The sequence below is a fragment of the Roseateles sp. GW821-FHT09G09 genome (assembly GCF_059415965.1).
Genome location: NZ_JBWKOG010000010.1, coordinates 38,961 through 56,481, shown reverse-complemented (window position 1 = coordinate 56,481; position 17,521 = coordinate 38,961). Strand labels below are relative to the sequence as shown.

Annotated in this window: 15 protein-coding genes; 9 read left to right on the top strand and 6 right to left on the bottom strand. The window is 69.6% G+C overall.

Annotation, left to right across the window (positions count from 1 at the left end; all coding sequences use genetic code 11):
• The 3 genes from AC07O8_RS23645 (at nucleotide 1) to AC07O8_RS23635 (ending at nucleotide 3,894) form a co-directional block, all read left to right on the top strand.
• Nucleotides 1-1,548 carry an efflux transporter outer membrane subunit gene (locus tag AC07O8_RS23645; RefSeq protein ID WP_495050378.1) on the top strand — a complete coding sequence of 516 codons (1,548 nt, stop codon included), beginning with the start codon at nucleotides 1-3 and terminating at the stop codon, nucleotides 1,546-1,548.
• On the top strand, nucleotides 1,545-3,122 hold the full coding sequence (locus tag AC07O8_RS23640; protein ID WP_495050496.1) for an MFS transporter: 1,578 nt from the start codon (nucleotides 1,545-1,547) through the stop codon (nucleotides 3,120-3,122). The genes AC07O8_RS23645 and AC07O8_RS23640 overlap by 4 nt, the downstream gene beginning before the upstream one ends.
• A gap of 70 nt (nucleotides 3,123-3,192) precedes the next feature.
• A complete protein-coding gene (locus tag AC07O8_RS23635; protein ID WP_495050377.1) occupies nucleotides 3,193-3,894 on the top strand; it encodes a gamma-glutamylcyclotransferase in 702 nt (233 codons plus the stop codon).
• Nucleotides 3,895-3,906: 12 nt separating this feature from the next.
• On the opposite strand, the gene AC07O8_RS23630 is transcribed toward AC07O8_RS23635, so the two are convergent.
• Complete coding sequence (locus AC07O8_RS23630; protein ID WP_495050376.1) at nucleotides 3,907-4,806, bottom strand: LysR family transcriptional regulator; 900 nt, start codon at nucleotides 4,804-4,806, stop codon at nucleotides 3,907-3,909.
• 182 nt (nucleotides 4,807-4,988) lie between these two features.
• Here AC07O8_RS23630 and AC07O8_RS23625 point away from each other — a divergent pair, with 182 nt between their 5' ends.
• Complete coding sequence (locus tag AC07O8_RS23625) at nucleotides 4,989-5,648, top strand: glutathione S-transferase C-terminal domain-containing protein (RefSeq protein ID WP_495050375.1); 660 nt, start codon at nucleotides 4,989-4,991, stop codon at nucleotides 5,646-5,648.
• Between the two features lie 22 nt (nucleotides 5,649-5,670).
• A complete protein-coding gene (locus AC07O8_RS23620) occupies nucleotides 5,671-6,189 on the top strand; it encodes an HPP family protein (RefSeq protein ID WP_495050374.1) in 519 nt (172 codons plus the stop codon).
• 114 nt (nucleotides 6,190-6,303) lie between these two features.
• Here the strand turns inward: AC07O8_RS23620 and AC07O8_RS23615 are convergent, their stop codons facing one another.
• The 3 genes from AC07O8_RS23615 to AC07O8_RS23605 form a co-directional block, all read right to left on the bottom strand.
• Nucleotides 6,304-6,588: a hypothetical protein gene (locus AC07O8_RS23615; RefSeq protein WP_495050373.1), complete on the bottom strand. Its 285-nt coding sequence runs from the start codon at nucleotides 6,586-6,588 to the stop codon at nucleotides 6,304-6,306.
• Nucleotides 6,589-6,608: 20 nt separating this feature from the next.
• Nucleotides 6,609-7,436: a thymidylate synthase gene (locus AC07O8_RS23610; protein ID WP_495050372.1), complete on the bottom strand. Its 828-nt coding sequence runs from the start codon at nucleotides 7,434-7,436 to the stop codon at nucleotides 6,609-6,611.
• A gap of 83 nt (nucleotides 7,437-7,519) precedes the next feature.
• A complete protein-coding gene (locus tag AC07O8_RS23605; protein WP_495050371.1) occupies nucleotides 7,520-9,409 on the bottom strand; it encodes an ABC transporter transmembrane domain-containing protein in 1,890 nt (629 codons plus the stop codon).
• A 153-nt stretch (nucleotides 9,410-9,562) separates the two neighbouring features.
• Here AC07O8_RS23605 and AC07O8_RS23600 point away from each other — a divergent pair, with 153 nt between their 5' ends.
• The 4 genes from AC07O8_RS23600 to AC07O8_RS23585 all read left to right on the top strand — a co-directional run bounded on the left by AC07O8_RS23600 (nucleotide 9,563) and on the right by AC07O8_RS23585 (nucleotide 14,645).
• Nucleotides 9,563-10,102 (top strand): MarR family winged helix-turn-helix transcriptional regulator, encoded by a 540-nt coding sequence (locus AC07O8_RS23600; protein ID WP_495050370.1) that lies wholly within the window; start codon nucleotides 9,563-9,565, stop codon nucleotides 10,100-10,102.
• 97 nt (nucleotides 10,103-10,199) lie between these two features.
• On the top strand, nucleotides 10,200-11,663 hold the full coding sequence (locus AC07O8_RS23595) for an efflux transporter outer membrane subunit (protein WP_495050369.1): 1,464 nt from the start codon (nucleotides 10,200-10,202) through the stop codon (nucleotides 11,661-11,663).
• 118 nt (nucleotides 11,664-11,781) lie between these two features.
• Nucleotides 11,782-13,029 (top strand): HlyD family secretion protein, encoded by a 1,248-nt coding sequence (locus AC07O8_RS23590; RefSeq protein ID WP_495050368.1) that lies wholly within the window; start codon nucleotides 11,782-11,784, stop codon nucleotides 13,027-13,029.
• Nucleotides 13,026-14,645, top strand: coding sequence for a DHA2 family efflux MFS transporter permease subunit (locus AC07O8_RS23585; protein WP_495050367.1), 1,620 nt, complete (start codon nucleotides 13,026-13,028; stop codon nucleotides 14,643-14,645). The genes AC07O8_RS23590 and AC07O8_RS23585 overlap by 4 nt, the downstream gene beginning before the upstream one ends.
• Nucleotides 14,646-14,802: 157 nt before the next feature.
• On the opposite strand, the gene AC07O8_RS23580 is transcribed toward AC07O8_RS23585, so the two are convergent.
• Together AC07O8_RS23580 and AC07O8_RS23575 are read right to left on the bottom strand one after the other, a co-directional pair.
• Nucleotides 14,803-15,216 (bottom strand): response regulator, encoded by a 414-nt coding sequence (locus tag AC07O8_RS23580; RefSeq protein WP_495050366.1) that lies wholly within the window; start codon nucleotides 15,214-15,216, stop codon nucleotides 14,803-14,805.
• Between the two features lie 29 nt (nucleotides 15,217-15,245).
• On the bottom strand, nucleotides 15,246-17,453 hold the full coding sequence (locus tag AC07O8_RS23575) for an AsmA family protein (RefSeq protein ID WP_495050365.1): 2,208 nt from the start codon (nucleotides 17,451-17,453) through the stop codon (nucleotides 15,246-15,248).
• Nucleotides 17,454-17,521: the final 68 nt, after the last annotated feature.

Below are 17,521 nucleotides of genomic sequence, written 5' to 3'. Positions count from 1 at the left end.
ATGAGGACGAACAAGCAAGTAGTGCCCGGTGGAATCGCCGCCTGGGGCCTGACGACCCTGGCCAGTCTGCTGCTGATGGCGGGCTGTTCCGTGGCGCCGCCGTACCGGGCGCCTGACGCCGCGGTGACGCCGGCCTTCAAGGAGGCGCCGAAAGATTGGCATGCGGTCGTGCTGAAAGGCGGTGACGGCTCCACTTGGAAGGAAGCCGCCCCCGCGGAAGAACTGGCGCGCGGCGCTTGGTGGACGGTCTTCGGCGACCGGGCCCTAAACGAGCTCGTCGAGCAGGCGATGCAGGCGAATCAGGAACTGCAGGTCGCGGCGGCTCGCGTCAAGGAATCCCGGGCGATGACGCAGGCGGCGCGCGCCGGTCTGTTCCCGGCCGTGGATCTGGGCGCGGAAGCCTCGCGTCAACGGCCGTCCGCAGTCTCGCAAGGCCTGGCACCTGGCAGCCAGGTGGCGGCCCAGACGATCTATCGCGCGCAACTCGGCATCTCGTACGAGGTCGACCTTTTCGGTCATGTCTCCTCGGGCGTCGCGGCGGCGAGGGCGGAAGGCCAACGCAACGAGGCGCTTTTCCAATCGGTGCGTATGGCGCTGCAAGCCGACGTCGCCCAGGGCTACTTCACGCTGCGCCAGCTGGACGCGGAGGCGGAGGTGTTCGTCGCGGCCGTCCGCCTGCGGGAGGAAGCGCTGCAGCTCGCCGAGCGGCGGCAGAAGGCGGGCGACACCGGCGCGTTGGACGTGGCGCGCGCCAGGTCCGAGCTGGCCAATGCCCGGAGCGATGCGATGACGGTGGCGCGCCTGCGCGCCGCTTCGGAGCACGCCCTGGCGGTGCTGCTCGGCAAGGCGCCGGCGGCGTTCAGCTTCACGCCCAAGCCGCTGGAGGCCTTCAGCCTGCGCGTGCCGGCGGGGCTGCCCTCGAGCCTGCTGGAGCGTCGCCCCGACATCGCGGCGGCGGAGCGCGCGATGGCCGCGGCGAATGCCCGCATCGGCGTCGCCAAGTCGGCGTTCTTCCCTTCGCTGACGCTCACAGGCGGTGGCGGCCTGGAATCGGGCAACGCCGACGACCTCTTGCAATGGAGCAGCCGCACCTTCCTCCTGGGACCGCTCTTGAGCCTGCCGCTCTTCGATGGCGGCCGGCGCGAGGGGCAACTGGCACAGACCCGCGCGCAGTACGAAGGGCAGGTGGCCCAGTACCGGCAGCAGGTGCTGACGGCCTTCCGCGAGGTCGAGGACGGCCTGGCGGAGCTTCGCGTGCTGGAGGAGCAGGTCAGGACGCAGTCGGAAGGCGCCGACGCGGCGGCGGAGGCGGCGCGCTTGTCGCGTCGCCAGTACGCGGAGGGGGACGTCAGCTACCTGGAGGTCATCGACGCCGAGCGCGCGGTGCTGTCGTCGCGACGCTCGTCCGTTCAACTGGCCGGCCTGCAGGCGGTCACCTCCGTCCGGCTGATCCGCGCGTTGGGCGGCGGTTGGGGCAACCAGGGCAACCAGGGCGACAACGACGGCAAGGACGGCAAGGGCGATCAGGGAGGCCCGTCGTGGAACTGAAATCACCAACGCCTCGAAGCGGCGAAAGCCTCCTCATCCTTGCCTCGATCTGCCTGGCAGCGCTCGTGCTGCCGCTCAGCTTCACCGGCGGCGCGGTGGCGACACCCGCCATCGGCCGTGCCCTCGGCGGCACGCCCACCGGGCTCACCTGGATCACCAACGCCTTCATGCTCAGTTTCGGGAGCCTGCTGATGGCAGCTGGAGCGCTCGCGGACCAGTTCGGCCGCAAGCGCGTCTTCGCCATCGGCCTGGCGTTGTTCACCTTGACCTCGCTTGCGCTCAGCGTCGCACCGTCGGTGCTGTGGATCGACTGGATGCGGGCCGTCCAGGGCGTCGGCGCCGCCGCGGCCTTGTCCAGCGGCTCGGCGGCACTCGCGCAGGAGTTCGACGGCCATGCGCGCACGCGCGCCTTCAGCGCGCTGGGCGCCACCTTCGGCATCGGCCTGGCGTTCGGGCCGCTCGTGGCGGGCGCACTGATCGAGTTCCTGGGTTGGCAGGCCGTCTTCCTCACCACCGCCGCGCTGGGCCTGCTGGCGATGCTCTTCGGGCTGCCGCGCATGCGCGAGACGCGCGACCCCGGCGCCCAAGGCCTGGACTGGCCCGGCACCATCACCTTCAGCGGGACGCTGGCGCTGCTGACCTTCGGGCTCATCCAGGCGCCGGAGAGCGGCTGGTCGAGTCCGCTGGTCGTGGGCCTGCTGGCGGGCGCGGGGTTGCTTCTCGTCGCGTTCGTCATCGTCGAGGCGCGCGTGGCCCGTCCGATGCTGGACCTGTCGCTGTTCCGTCTGGGCCGTTTCGTGGGCGTGCAGATGCTCCCCATCGGCACTTGCTACAGCTTCATCGTGCTGGTCGTGATGCTGCCCCTGCGGCTGATCGGCGTCGAGCGCATGACCGAGCTCGAGGCGGGTCTGCTGATGGTCGCGCTGTCCTTGCCGGTGATGGTGGTGCCCTTCCTGGCCGCGAGCCTGACGCGTCATGCGTCCGCGGGCGTGCTGTCGGGACTGGGTTTCCTCATCGCCGCGGCCGGGCTGCACTGGCTGAGCTACGCGCGGGTGGACGGTCCCTTGCTGGACTACGTGCTGCCGATGTTCGTGATCGGGCTGGGCAGCGGTCTTCCCTGGGGCTTGATGGACGGCCTGGCCATCAGCGTCGTGCCGGTGGAACGCGCCGGGATGGCGACCGGCATCTTCAACACGGCGCGCGTGGCGGGGGAGGGCATCACCCTGGCCATCGTGAGCGCCGTGCTGGCGGGCTTGACGTATGGGGCGCTGGTCGACGAGATCGACGCCGACGACCCGACCCCGCGTGAGCAGGTGGTGCTCGCGGCCCGACGGCTCACCACGGGGGACCTGGATGCCGCGCTGTCGCTGGTCCCACGGGTGATCCCGGGACGCGTGGTCGCCGCGCACGACACGGCCTTTCACGGACTCATCCATGTGTTGACCGGGGTGACGGTGCTGGCCGCGGTCTCCGCCTTCGGCTTCCTGAGCGGGCGCCGCCGACTGTCGCGATCCACGAGACAGAGCGACGCCGGTCCCAGCGTTTATCGGGACGCCGTCGATACCCAGAATTGATTCACCGGGCGGGGCTTCCTGCCCGGACCGGCGGTCTCGACTCCGGCATTGAAGATCAGGCATTGAAGACATGTCGACCCTGAACAGGAATTCTCTCGAGGACGGCAGCTTCGCCGAGAAGCTGCAGCTGCCGCCCGGCATGTTGTGGTCCGCGGCGAAGCTGGAGGAGTCGCTCGCCGCGACGCTGCTGCTGCGTCCTGCGGGCGAGCTCTGGGTCTTCGCCTACGGCTCGCTGATGTGGAATCCGCTGCTGCACTACGTCGCGCGCGAGAACGCGGTGCTGGAGGGCTGGCATCGGAGCTTCTGCCTGAAGACCGTCGCGGGCCGCGGGTCCAACGACCGGCCGGGGCGCATGCTCGCGCTCGAGGCGGGCGGCAGGACCGAGGGCGTGGCCCTGAAGCTGGACGAAGCATCGGCCGGCTTCGAACTCAAGCTGCTCTGGGCCCGCGAGATGGTGGCGGGCAGCTACGAGCCGCGCTGGGAGCGCATCACGCTGCAGAACGGCGCGACCGCGTCGGCCCTCGTGTTCGTCGTGAACAAGGACAACCCGCACTACGAGCCGGAGTCGGCGGTGACGGCGATCGCGCCGCTCATTGCGACGGCAGGCGGGTCGATCGGCTCGAACGCGGAGTACGTCTGCCACCTCGACTTCGCGCTGGCGGATGCGGGGCTCGAGGACTCGTACGTCGACGCGCTCGTCTGCGAGCTCAAGCGGGCGATGGACGCCGGCGCGGAAGCGGGCCGGCGAGGCAGGGCGGCGGGCGGCGGTTGACGCCGGTCGGCGTCAGGCCAGGGTCTCCGCGAGGAAGTTCAGGACGGCGCGGGTCTTGGTGGCCATGCGGGTGCCGAGCGGGATCATCGCGTGGACGGGCGGGCCGTCCACGTCGGCCTCGGGCAGCACATGGACGAGGCGGCCGGCCGCGACATGGGGCCGCGCGACGCGGTCGAGGATCTGGGCGATGCCGACGCCCTGGATGGTGGCCTCCACCAGGGCGTGCCCGTCCGCCAGGACCACGACGGGGGCCGGCGACATCTCGCGCTGTTCCCCATCGTCCAGCAGGGTCCATGGCCGCAGGCGGCCCGAGGGACCGCGGAAGATGAGCGCATCGTGGCCGGCGAGTTCGGCGACGGTCGTGATGTTGCCCTTGCGCGCCAGGTACTCGGGGGAGGCGTACAGCCCCAGCTTGAGCGAGCAGAGCTTGCGGACGGTCATCTCTCCGTCGGTCGGCAGCGCGCCGATGCGCACGACGATGTCCCAGCCCTCGGCAACGGCGTCGGACATCCGGTCCGACAGGCCGATCTCCAGCGTGACCTTGGGGTACTTCTCGCGCAGCAGGGACAGCGACGGGAAGAACAGCCGGCCGAAGCCGGCGGGAAGGTCCACGCGGACGCGGCCGATGGGCTCGGAGCGTCGGGCGGCGAGGGCCTGTTCCGCCTCCCGCAGGCCGTCGAGGGCGCTTTGGGCGGCCACCAGGTAGACCTGACCGTCGTCGGTGAGGTGGACGGCCCGCGTGGTGCGCTGGAACAGGCGCGTGCCAAGTCTTGCCTCCAGCCGCTGGACGGCCTTGCCGGCGTTGGACTTGGTCGTCCCGAGCAGCTCGGCCGCCTTGGTGAAGCTGCCGAGCTGGGCCACGGCGACGAAGGTCTCGATATCGGCCACTGCGGCATCTACGCGCTTGGTCACGGTTCACTCCTCCTGGTTCGTCGGCGCAAGGATGCCTTGAAACGGACGCCGCACTGTCGCGCCGGGAGCGACAGACAGCGGACCGTCGACCGCTTTATCGCCTGTGGAGCGCTAACTAGAGTTCATTCCGTTGGCGGCGCACTGGGTTGCCGCCGGCAGAACCCACTCATCGAAAGACTCTCATGAAACTCTTCATCGCTGACGACACCTGCTCCCGCGCGGTCCAGGTCATTGCCAACGAGCTTGGCCTGAATCCTGAACTCGTGCACTTCGACGTGTTCGGCAAGACCACCTCGACGGGCGAGGCCTTCTTCGATGTGAACCCGCTGGGCTACGTGCCCGCGCTGCAGTTGGATAACCCGCAGCTGGACATCCTGACGGAGACGGGGCCGATCACCAGTTTCCTCGCCGACCAGTATCCGCAGAGCGGCCTGACGCCGCCACAGGGCACGCTGGAGCGGGCCAAGGTGGATGTGCTGCTGAACTTCATCGGCACGGAGATTGCGCAGAAGCACATTCCGCTGATGCGCAAGCTGCTGACGGAGGCCGGCACGGAATGGACCAGGGCGAAGCTGGTCGCGGCGTATGCGCGAATGGACGAGCTGCTATCGGACGGGCGCGCGTACATCACGGGCGAGCAGTTCTCGGTGGTGGATGCCTACCTGTGGGCGACGCTGTGGCATGCGCGTTCGGGCGCGCAGATCGGGCACCTGACGAGGCTCTTCGCCTGGAAGGACCGCGTGGAAGCGCGCGCGTCCGTGAAGAAGGCGCTGAGCGACGAGTTGGAGATCGTCACGAAGCATCGGGCCACGATCGCTGCTGAAGCTGCGGTTGCTGCCTGAGGCGCGGTTTGCGGAGACGGCCGTGAGCCTGGGGAAGCCGCTGTTGAACGACGAGCCGGGTGCCTCAGTGAGGACCTTCGTCGGCCTGTTGGTGGCGCTCCTCGTGGTCGGTGGGTTCCCGGTCCTCTGGACCGGGCACGTTGCGGACGCGCACGACCTGGCAGCGCCGCTGGGCGCATCAGCGACGCTCATGGCGCTGACGCCCAATCATCCGTTCGCTGCGGCGAAGGCGGTGGTGCTCGGGAACCTCGTGGCGGCAGTGATCGGGCTTTCAGCCGCCGCACTTGTTCATGTTCCCCTGTTGGCCGCGGCTGTCGCGCTGGCGATGAGCGTCGTCGCGCTGTGCCTGCTGGGGATCACTCATCCGCCGGCCAGTGGGATGGCGGTGATGGCTGCGCTTGGCGGAGTGGGCTCGCTGGAAGGCGCGGCCAGGTTTCTGCTCGTCAATGTGTTGATCAGCGCCGTGGTGTTGACGGTGGTGATGCTGTTGGTGAATCGGGTCAGCGAAGGACGGGTTGGTGGGGGTGACCATCTGGCCTGAACGAGACATTCCCAATTCCAGCCAGTGTGCGGAGGACGGGGGCAGGTCATGCCGGCGTTGGTCAATTCTGGCAACCAGAAATAGTTGCGGAAGTCCCACGAGAGCGGCGGCGGCTCAGTTCTCATGCGAGGAAGTCTGTTCGATCGATACGTCTCTCTCAGTACGCTTGAGCACAGCACCGCGCTTCACTCGCAAGTCCGGCGGCAGCATTGTTATAAGCCTCTCGCGCCCATCCGAAAACCGCCTGACGAGCCAATCCCCGCTCGCCACAACGACCGAGCCCGTCTCCGCCAACGCCTGCTCGTAGGCCTTCCGTCCGGCCGTTGCGGCCAGCTTTGGAAACCGCGCCTCAGCCGCGAGCATCTCCTCTTCCGAAAGATCCTCCGGCCTCAACGCCATGTGAGTTCAGCTCCCGCTGCTCACACCGCCACCGGCGCCTTGATCGCCGCGTGGTGCTGGTAGTCCTGCAGCTCGAAGTCTTCAAACTCATAGTCGAAGATCGACTCCGGCTTCCGCTTGATATGCATCGTCGGATACGCGAACGGCGTCCTCGCCAGCTGCGTCTCCACCTGCTCGAAGTGGTTCGAGTAGATGTGGCAATCCCCGCCCGTCCAGATGAAATCGCCTAACCCCAGCCCGCATTGCTGCGCCAGCATCTGCGTCAGCAGCGCGTAGCTCGCGATGTTGAACGGCACGCCCAGGAAGATGTCCGCGCTGCGCTGGTACAGCTGGCACGACAGCTTCCCGTCCGCCACGTAGAACTGGAAGAACGCGTGGCAGGGCATCAGCGCCATCTGGTCCAGCTCCGCCACGTTCCACGCCGAGACGATGATCCGGCGCGAGTCCGGATTGGTCTTCAGCTGCTTGACCACCTCCGCGATCTGGTCGACGTGCCCGCCGCCGGCCTTGGGCCAGCTGCGCCACTGCACGCCGTAGACAGGACCCAGGTCGCCGTCCTCGCGCGCCCACTCGTCCCAGATCGTGCAGCCGCGCTCCTGCAGCCACTTGACGTTCGAGTCGCCGCGCAGGAACCACAGCAGTTCCAGGATGATCGACTTCAGGTGCACCTTCTTCGTCGTCACCAGCGGGAAACCCTCGCTCAGGTCGAAGCGCATCTGGTGCCCGAACACGCTGCGCGTGCCCGTCCCCGTCCGGTCGCCCTTGGCCACACCGTGCTCGTACACGTGGCGCATAAAGTCTTCGTACTGGCTGCGCACGGGGCGCGAGGGGGTGAGGTCGGCGGTCATGGAGAAGATTTTAGAGGGGCGGACGGCGGAGGCTGCTGGCCCTCACCCCGACCCTCTCCCGCAAGCGGGAGAGGGAGGAATGCTCAAGCGTTGAACTGGAGGGCGGCCAGGCGCGCGTAGAGGCCACCGCGCGCGACGAGCTCGGCATGCGTGCCCTGCTCGACGATGCGGCCGTGGTCCATCACGACGATGCGGTCGGCGCGCTGCACCGTCGAGAGCCGGTGCGCGATGACCAGCGTCGTGCGGTCGCGCATCGCCTCGTCCAGCGCCTGCTGCACCAGCCGTTCGCTCTCGGCATCCAGCGCGCTGGTGGCTTCGTCGAGCAGCAGCAGGGGCGCGTTCTGCAGCATCGCCCGCGCGATCGCGATGCGCTGGCGCTGGCCGCCGGACAGGCGCACGCCGCGCTCGCCGAGGAAGCTGTCGTAGCCGTCCGGCAGTTGGCGGATGAACTCGTCCGCATGCGCGGCCTTGGCGGCGGCGATGACCTCTTCGCGGCTCGCGTCCGGGCGGCCGTAACGGATGTTGTCCAGCGCGCTGGCCGAGAAGATCACGCTCTGCTGCGGCACCAGCGCCATGCGGCCGCGCAGCTCGGCGAGCTTCACGCGGTCCACCGCCACGCCGTCCAGCTGCAGCTTGCCGCCCTGCACGTCGAAGAAGCGCTGCAGCAACTGCAGCACCGTGCTCTTGCCGGCGCCGCTCGGGCCGACCAGCGCCACGGTCTCGCCGGGCTCGATGCGCAGCGTGAAGTCCTCCAGCGCCGCGCGGTCGGGCCGCGACGGGTAGTGGAAACGGACCTGCTCGAAACTCACGCGCGCCGGGCCGGCCGACGCGGGCAGGGCGACCGGCGCCGCCGGATCCGCCACCGGCGACTGCGCCGCGAGCAGTTCCATCAGGCGCTCCATCGCGCCCGCCGCGCGCAGCAGATCGCCCCAGACTTCCGCCAGCACCGCCACTGACGACACCAGCAGGATCACGTAGACCACGGTCTGGCCGAGATGGCCGGCGGAGATCTTGCCCGCCATCACGGCCTGCGTGCCCTGGTACAGCCCCCACAGCAGCGCGCCGAAGGTCGCCGTGATGATGAACGCCACCAGGAAGGATCGCACCTTGGTCCGCTTGCGCGCCGTGTCGAAGGCGGCCTCGCTCGCGGCGTCGAAGCGCACCGTCTCGCGCGCCTCCTGCGCATGCGACTGCACCACGGTGATCGCGTTGAGCATTTCCGCGGCGATCGCGCTGGTGTCGGCGATGCGGTCCTGGCTGGAGCGCGACAGCCGTCGCACCCGGCGTCCGAAGAACATCGCCGGCGCGACCACCAGCACCAGGATGCCCAGCACCTGCGTCATCACCCACGGGTTGCTGTAGATCAGCAGCGCCACCGCGCCCAGGCCCATGATCACGTTGCGCAGCCCCATCGACAGGCTGGAGCCGACGATGCTCTGGATCACCGTGGTGTCCGTCGTGATGCGGCTGATGACCTCGCCGGTCTGTGTGGTCTCGAAGAACTCGGGACTCTGGCGCAACACGTGGCTGTAGACGGCGGTGCGCAGGTCCGCGCTGACGCGCTCGCCCAGCCAGGTCACCGCGTAGAAGCGCAACGCGGAGAACACGCCCAGCGCCGCGCCGGTCGCGAACAGCCAGACGAAGTGCTCGCGCAGCGCCATCAGCCGGTCGCCCGGGTCGGCGGAGATCAGGCCCTGGTCGATCAGCTGGCGCAGCGCGATCGGGAAGACCAGCGTCGCCGCCGCCGCGAGCATCAGGAAGAGGATCGCCGCGGCGATCCGTCCCCGGTACGGCCTGAGGAAGGGCCACAGCGCCGGCGCCATCGCCCGCAAGGGGGGCGGCGTCCTCGGCGACGCCTGGGGCGGCGTGCGCACGGCATTTGCCTGACCGCCGGTGGCGGAGGGAGACGCCTGCGGCCCGGCGGAGGGCGCGGCGTCGCTCGGGGAGGTCGAGGACATCGAAGGAGGGGACATGGCGGACATCGGGTCAGTTTAGGGGCGGCGTGTTGCGGGAATGTCCCTACGCGTGGAAAGCCTATCCCAGGCAGTGATTGGCAGGGCAATCATTGCCTAAGCAATAATTGTCATCAAGCATTTCCAGAAGCTCCGTCCTGGAAATCCGAAGTCATGAAAGACGACGCCATGAGTGCCAAGTTGCCCCCGCCTGCCGATTTCTACAGCGCCGACAGCTTCACGTCGGAGCCGAGCCTGGGCTGGCTGCTGCGGCAGATCAAGCAGTCCATGGTGCTGCAGGCCGACAAGATGCTCGGCCAGCATGACCTGACCCACGCCCAGTGGGCGCCGATGCTGCGCCTGCGCTTCAACGGCCCGATGTCCAGCGCCGCGCTCGCTCGCGAGCTCGCGATGGACGGCGGCGCGATGACGCGGCTGTTGGATCGCCTGGAAGCCAAGGCCCTGGTCCGCCGCGAGCGGTCGCTCGAGGACCGGCGCGTGGTGATGGTGTCGCTGACCGACGTCGGCGTGAACGCGATGGCGGCCGCTCCCGGCGTGCTGTCCAAGGTCTTCAACGACCACCTGGCGGGCTTCACCGACCAGGAGTTCCGCACGCTGATCGGCCTGCTGCAGCGCATCGTCGTCAACGGCCAGGCGATCCGCGACGCGGGCTTGACCTCCGAGTCGTCGACGCTGGTCGACAAGTGTGAATGACGGACGACTGACCGACGAACAAGCACGACCGATGCTGCCTTTTTCGCCTTTTTCAATTGCCTGCTCCCCCCAGAAGAACAACATTGAGGACCCTCCGATGACCTCCCGATTCCTTCACCGCACCACGCTGGCCCTGGCCATGGGCGCGGCGCTGCTGATGGTGCTCACCGCCTGCGCGCCCATCCCCCAGCTGGCCGAACCCGGCCGGCCGCTGGACGGCGCCGAAGCCGCCCGCCTCGGCCTCGACGACAGCCAGAGCCAGGCGCTCGACGCGTCCTGGTGGAAGACCTTCCGCGATCCGCAGCTGGACGCGCTGGTCGACCAGGCGATCGCGAACTCGCCCAACCTGGCGCTGGCCCGCGCCCGCATCGACCGCGCCGCGGCGATGACCGAAAACGCCGAGGCCGCGAAGCGTCCGTCCGCCCAGCTCGAGGCCGACGTGACCCGTCAGCGCATCACCGAGAACGGCATCTATCCGCCGCCGCTCGCCGGCAGCCTGCGGACGCTGGCCAACATCCAGGCCGGTCTGAGCTACGAGTTCGACTTCTTCGGCAAGCATGACGCGGCGCTGCAGGCCGCGCTGGGCCAGCGGCGCGCCGCCGAGGCGGACGCCGCCGCGGCGCGGCTGAGCGTGTCCAACGCCGTGGCCAAGGCCTACGTCGCGCTGGCGCGCAGCCAGGCGCAGGGCCGTCTGCTGGAGCAGCAGAAGGCGCTGCGCGACCAATCCTTCGACCTGGTGCGCCAACGCAGCGCCGCCGGCCTGGACAACGGCCAGGACCTGCGCGTCGCCGAGGCGCCGCTGCCCGACATCCAGCGCCAGCAGGTCGTGCTGCGCGAGCAGCAGGCGCTGCTGCGCCACCAGCTCGCCGCGCTGACCGGCCAGGGCCCGAAGGCGACCGAGTCGCTGGACGCCGCGCTGCCGGGCGCGCTCGACTGGCAGCAGGCGCCTCACCTGGACCTGCTGGGCCGCCGCCCGGACCTGGCCGCCGCGCGCGCCCGGGTCGAGGCGACGGCGCAGGACATCCGCGTCGCCCGCGCGCAGTTCTATCCGAGCGTGAGCCTGACGGCCTTCGTCGGCCTGAACTCGATCGGGCTGGATGAGCTGTTCAAGAGCGGCAGCCGCCAGTACGGCGCGGGCCCGGCGCTGCACCTGCCGCTGTTCGACAGCGGTCGGCTGCGCGCCAACCTGCGCGGCAGCGCGGCCGAGCAGGATGCCGCGATCGCGAGCTACAACGTCGCGGTGCTGGACGCCGTGCGCGACGCCAGCGACCAGTACACGACGCTCGAGTCGCTGCGCCAGCAGCGCACGCAGCAGGACGCGTCGGTGGCCAACGCCGACAGCCAGGCCGCACTGGCCGATCAGCGCCACCGCGCCGGCCTGACCGGCCGCATCGCGGTGCTCAACGCGCAGCAGAACCAGCTGCTGCAGCAGCGCGGCCAGATCGATCTGCAGGCCCTGACCGTCGATGCCCAGATCAACCTGATGCGCGCGCTGGGCGGCGGTTACGCCGAGCCCGCGCGAGGCGCCGCGCAGACGACGGCTTCCGCCGACCGTCGCTGATGTCGCCGCTGATATCGCCGCTGATATCGCCGTTCCTCCGACAGCCATCGCCCCCGACCTTGAAGCGCCGGCCGCTACGCCGCCGCCCCTGACTCACAAGAATCCCGAAGAGCACACCATGAGCGCAACGCCCCCGAACAACCCGCAAGCTCCCGCCAAGAACGGCACCCGCAAGCGGGGCCTGACGATCATCGCCGCCGTCGTCATCGTGGCGGGCCTGGCCTACGCCGGGTATGAATGGATCGTCGGCAGTCGCTACGAGTCCACCGACAACGCCTACGTGCAGGCCAACGTCGTGCAGATCACGCCGCTGGTCGGCGGCACGGTGCGCGCGGTCTACGCCGACGACACCGACTTCGTGAAGGCCGGCCAGAAGCTGGTGAGCCTGGACCCGGTCGACGCCCGCGTCGCGCTGGAGCAGGCGCAGGCGCAGCTGGCTCAGACGGTCCGCGAGGTCCGCACGCTGTATGCGAACAACAGCGGCTTCGAAGCCCAGGTCAAGGTCCGCGAGGCCGACCTCAAGCGCGTCACCGTCGACCTGGACCGCCTGCAGTCCGACGTTGCCCGCCGCCAGCCGCTGGTCGCCACCGGCGCCGTCGGCAAGGAAGAGCTGGAACACGCGCAGTCGCAACTGACCTCGGCCCGCGCGCAGGCCGCCGCCGCGCAATCGACGTTGCAAGCCGCCAAGGATCAACTGGCCTCCAACCAGGTGCTGACCGATGGCGTCAAGGTCGAGGAACACCCGAACGTGCTGCGCGCCGCCGCGCGCCTGCGCGAAAGCTACCTGGCGCTGCAGCGCGCCGAGCTGATCGCGCCGGTGGACGGCTGGGTCGCGCGCCGCTCGGTGCAACTGGGCCAGCGCGTCGCGGCGGGTTCGCCGCTGATGGCGGTGGTCGGCCTGCAGCAGGTCTGGGTCGACGCCAATTTCAAGGAAAGCCAGCTGGCCAAGCTGCGCATCGGCCAGAAGGCGACGCTGGAAGCGGACGTCTACGGCAAGAAGACCGAGTACCACGGCACGGTGCAGGGCCTGGGCGCCGGCACGGGCGCGGCGTTCGCGCTGCTGCCGGCGCAGAACGCGACCGGCAACTGGATCAAGGTCGTGCAGCGCGTGCCGGTGCGCATCGCGCTGGACCCGAAGGAAGTCCAGGAGCACCCGCTGCGCGTGGGCCTGTCGATGGACGTGCAGATCGACATCCGTGACCAGGGCGGCGCGATGCTGGCCGCCGCGACCGGCGCCAGCGCGCCGCGCCTGCAGACGGCGATCTTCGACGTCCAGGAGAAGGCCGCCGACGAGCAGGTGAACAAGATCATCGCGACCAACCTCGGCAAGGCCGCGGTCAAGGCGAACACGTCCCGCGTGCAATGAGCGATTCCACTCCGACCGCGCCCGGCGCGCTGGCGGCCCCCGGGCCTGCCGCGACGCCGGCACCCGCGGGCCCACCGGCGGGCCCCGCGCCGCTGACCGGCACCGCGCTGGTGCTGGGCACCATCTCGCTGTCGCTGGCGACCTTCATGAACGTGCTGGACTCGTCCATCGCGAACGTGTCGCTGCCCGCGATCGCCGGCGACCTCGGCGTCAGCCCGGTGCAGGGCACCTGGGTCATCACCAGCTTCGGCGTCGCGAATGCGATCTCCGTCCCGCTGACCGGCTGGCTGACGCAGCGCTTCGGCGCGGTGCGGCTGTTCACGACCAGCGTGCTGCTGTTCGTGCTGGCCTCCTGGCTGTGCGGCTTCGCGCATTCGCTGGAGATGCTGGTGGTGGCGCGCGTGTTCCAGGGCCTCGTGGCGGGGCCGATGATCCCGCTGTCGCAGACGCTGCTGCTGTCGAGTTATCCCAAGCACAAGGCGGGCACGGCGCTCGCGTTGTGGGGGATGACGACGCTGGTCGCGCCGGTGGTCGGGCCGCTGCTGGGCGGCTGGATCACCGACAACGTCACCTGGCCGTGGATCTTCTACATCAACGTGCCGGTGGGGCTGTTCGCGGCCGGCCTGACCTGGAGCATCTACCGCAGCCGCGAGACCCCGACCAAGAAGCTGCCGATCGACACCGTCGGGCTGTCGCTGCTGGTGCTGTGGGTGGGCTCGCTGCAGGTGATGCTGGACAAGGGCAAGGAGCTGGACTGGTTCGAGTCCAACCAGATCATCGCGCTGGCCGTGGTCGCGGTCGTGGGCCTGGCGGTGTTCATCGTCTGGGAGCTGACGAACGACCATCCGGTGGTGGACCTGCGGCTCTTCGCGCGGCGGAACTTCCTGTTCGGGGCCTCGGTGCTGTCGATCGCCTACGGGCTGTTCTTCGGCAACGTGGTGCTGCTGCCGCTGTGGCTGCAGCAGCACATGGGCTACACCGCCACCGCGGCGGGCTTCGCGCTGGCGCCGGTGGGGGTGCTGGCCATCCTGCTCTCGCCGGTGGTGGGGAAGAAGGTTTCGGTGTGGGATCCGCGGATGATGGCGAGCTTCGCTTTCGTCATGTTCGCGATCGTGCTGTGGATGCGTTCGCTGTTCACGACGGACACGGACCTCGGGACCATCATGATCCCGACGATCCTGCAGGGCGGGGCGCTGGCGTTCTTCTTCATCCCGCTGACGACGCTGACCCTGTCGGGCATCACGCCCGACCGGATCGCCGCGGCGGCCGGCCTGTCCAACTTCGTGCGGATCACGGCGGGGGCGATGGGGACGTCGATCTCCACGACCTTGTGGGAGAACCGCGCGGCTCTGCACCACCATCACCTGGCGGAACGGCTCGCGCTGGGCGATCCGGCGGAGACGGCGGCGCTGGACACGCTGCAGCGCCAGGGCTTCAGCCACGACCAGGCGCTGGCCTACCTCAACCGGCTGGTCGACCAGCAGGCATTCACCCGGGCGGCGGATGACATCTTCCTGGCGTCCGCGGCGCTGTTCGTCGTGCTGATCGCCTTCGTCTGGCTGACCAAGCGGCCGCCGAAGATGGGCGTGCCGGTGGATGCGGGTGGGGCGCACTGAGCCACCGACCGTCGAGGCGACAGGCGTCGCTCCAAGGTTGAAAAGGGGTCCTGCGGGACCCCTTTCTGCTGTGCGACTGGTGGTTCGTCGTTCTGCGACTTGGGCAGCGCTTGGTGCTTGCCTCCGACCTCGGGCCTCCGGCTTCCGGCCCCAGCCTTCAGGCCTTGGAGGACGCCAGGTCCAGGCAGTACGCGATGAGCTCGTCCAGTTCGCTGGACTTGTCGAAGACCTTGTCGGCGCCCAGCCCCTCGCAGCGCTGTCGCATGTCGGCCGTGGCGTAGTTGGTCAGCACGATCACCTTGGCCTCGGGCTGGAGCAGCCGCGCCTTGGGCAGCAGCGACATGCCCGAGCCGCGCTTCAGGAACAGGTCGATGATCAGGATGTCGCAGGGGACCGCCTCGTCGTGCAGCCAGCGCAGCGCGCCGGCCTCGTCCTCGGCCCAGCCGACCACGTCGAGGTCGAGCATCTCCTGCAGCGTCGCGACAAGGTTCTCCCGGATCAGCGGGCTGTCCTCGACCAGGAAACAGTTCAGCGTGCCGGGCGTCGGTGCGGTGACGGGAACGGTGGACATGGGCATGGGCGTGAGCAAGGCGCCCATTATCACGATCCCGAGCCGCGCTTCGACAGAGGCGCCAGGCGGGCGTTGCATTCAGACAGCGCCTTGAGGCTCTCCGGATCCGCCTGCTCGCCCAGGTCGATCAGCGGAACGATCGCCGCCAGCGGCGCCACCGCCACGCCCAGCACCGCCGCGGGCAGCAGCTTGCGCAGCAGGGGGCCCTTCTGCAGGCTGAGTTGCGGATCGCCCAGCGTGCCCTGGATGTTCAGCGGCGTGCGCAGGGTGAGCGGGCTCCGGTCCTTCGGATCGACCTTGGCCGTGAGCGCCAGCCGCTCGGTCGCCAGCGACATGCCGCCGTCCACCAGGACCACGGAATCCTTCGTGTCGATCACCATGGGCCGCGGCGTCACCACCCCGTCCTTGACCTGCAGATCGGCGACGCCGCAATTCACCGGCAGCGCATCGTCCCCCCGCACCACCAGGCCCAGGCCCTGGGCGATGTCGATGCCGGCGGCCTCGACGATCAGGTGGGAGATCGAGCCCTCGGTCCAGTACAGCACGATCCGGCCGTCGGCGCTGGCCAGCAGCTCGGCGGTCGACCGGCCCTGGCCGTCGAGCGACACCCGCCCGCCCATCAGCCCCGTGACCCAGCGCTGGCCGTTCTTGCGCTCCAGGTTCAGCCACTGTTCCAGGTGCACGCCGCCGACGCGCAGCCGCGCCTGCCACTTGGCCTGCGGCCCCCGGCCATCCAGCTTCATCGTGCCCGCCACCTGGCCGCGCGCGACGCGCGCATCGATGTCGCGCAGTTCCAGCACGCCGTCCTGGAGGACGATGCGCGCATTCAGCGGCTCGGCCGCCTGCAGGATCGCGGTCCCCGACTCGAAACGCGCCAGCTTCACATTGACGTTGGCGTTCATGGCCCGCAACGAGGGCAGGTCGAACTGCTTGTCCGGCAGCACGCGCGAAGGTGCCTTCTTCACCTTGGGCGCACCCGGCTCGGCCGGCACACCGACCGCGGGCCCCAGGTCCGCCAGCCACAGTTCGCGCCCGCGCAGTTCGCCCGTCAGCGTCGGCAGGCCGTTCTCCGGCTTGTCGTACTGGAACTCGCCGCTCAGTTGGCTCCTGCCGATCGTGGCCTTGCTGACGGCCGTGGTCCAGCGCGATCCGTCACGCGTCAGCTTGCCTGCCATCGCGAAGGCCGGTGTCGTCGGCAGCGTGACGCCGAGCGGCTCGCCCACCGCGGCCAGCGATGGCCCCGCCAGCGTGTACTGCCCGGACAGCCCCTGGCTGACCAGCAGGTCGCGGACCTGGCCGTCGAAGCTCAACTGGGCCTTGCCGATGTTGCCGCGCAGCGTGACCGGCACCGCTGGCGCGTTCGGATCCGAGGACATCCACGGCAGCGCGGAGCCGGTCTGCAGGTTCGCCTTGATCGGCAGGTCGCGCCAATGGCCCTCGGCCTGCGCCGTCACGCCGTAGCGGCCGCCTTCTCCCGGACCCGGCTCGCCGGCGGGGGCGGACGCGCCCTTGGGCTTGCCTGCCACGCGTTCGCCGAAGTCCACGGCCAGCCGCGTGCCCGAAGCGGCCGCGCTGGCGACCCGCGCTGCCGCTGTGAGCGCGCGCTGTGCGGTCACGGTGCTCGACGCCGCGCCTGAGGCGGCGAGGCCTGAACGCACCGCCGACGCGGCGTCCTCCGGCGTCACCCAGGTCTCGCGCAGCGCGAAGCGGCCCAGCAGCGAGAGCTGCTGGATCTTGTCGTCCACCAGCACCGTGCCCTGGCCCACCTCGAGCAGGTCGAAGCGGATCCCGTCGACGTTGGGGCGCTTGCGCACCTGCGTGTCGCTGGGCGGCTGCTTGCCGAATTGCCAGCTCGCGCGTCCTTCGACATCGCGCTCCAGTCGCATCGTCAGTTCGTCCGCGCGCAGCGCCTTCACCTGCAAGGCCTGACCCTCGTGACGCAGGGCCAGCAGGTCCGAATACCGCAAGGTCAGCGAGGCGTCCTGCGCCTGCAGCATCGGCCCGCCCAGCGTGCTCCAGCTGGGACCGGCGATCGTCAGGCTGTGCGTGCGCAGGCGCAGGTGGCCGATCAGCCGGAGCTGCCAGCCGGTGTTGTCCTCGTCGCCGTCGAAGCGCACCTGCCGGTCGAGCTTCTGGCTCAGCCACTGTTCCGCGGGACGGCGCAGGAACGGCCAACCCAGCCATTCGCAGACGCCGACCGTGATCAGCAGCAGCGCCAGCAGCACGAGCAATCCCATCGCCCAACCGGGGAGGCGGTGTCGTCGCGGACCCGGCGAAGGCGCCGGCGCGGAGGAGGGCGCGTTGT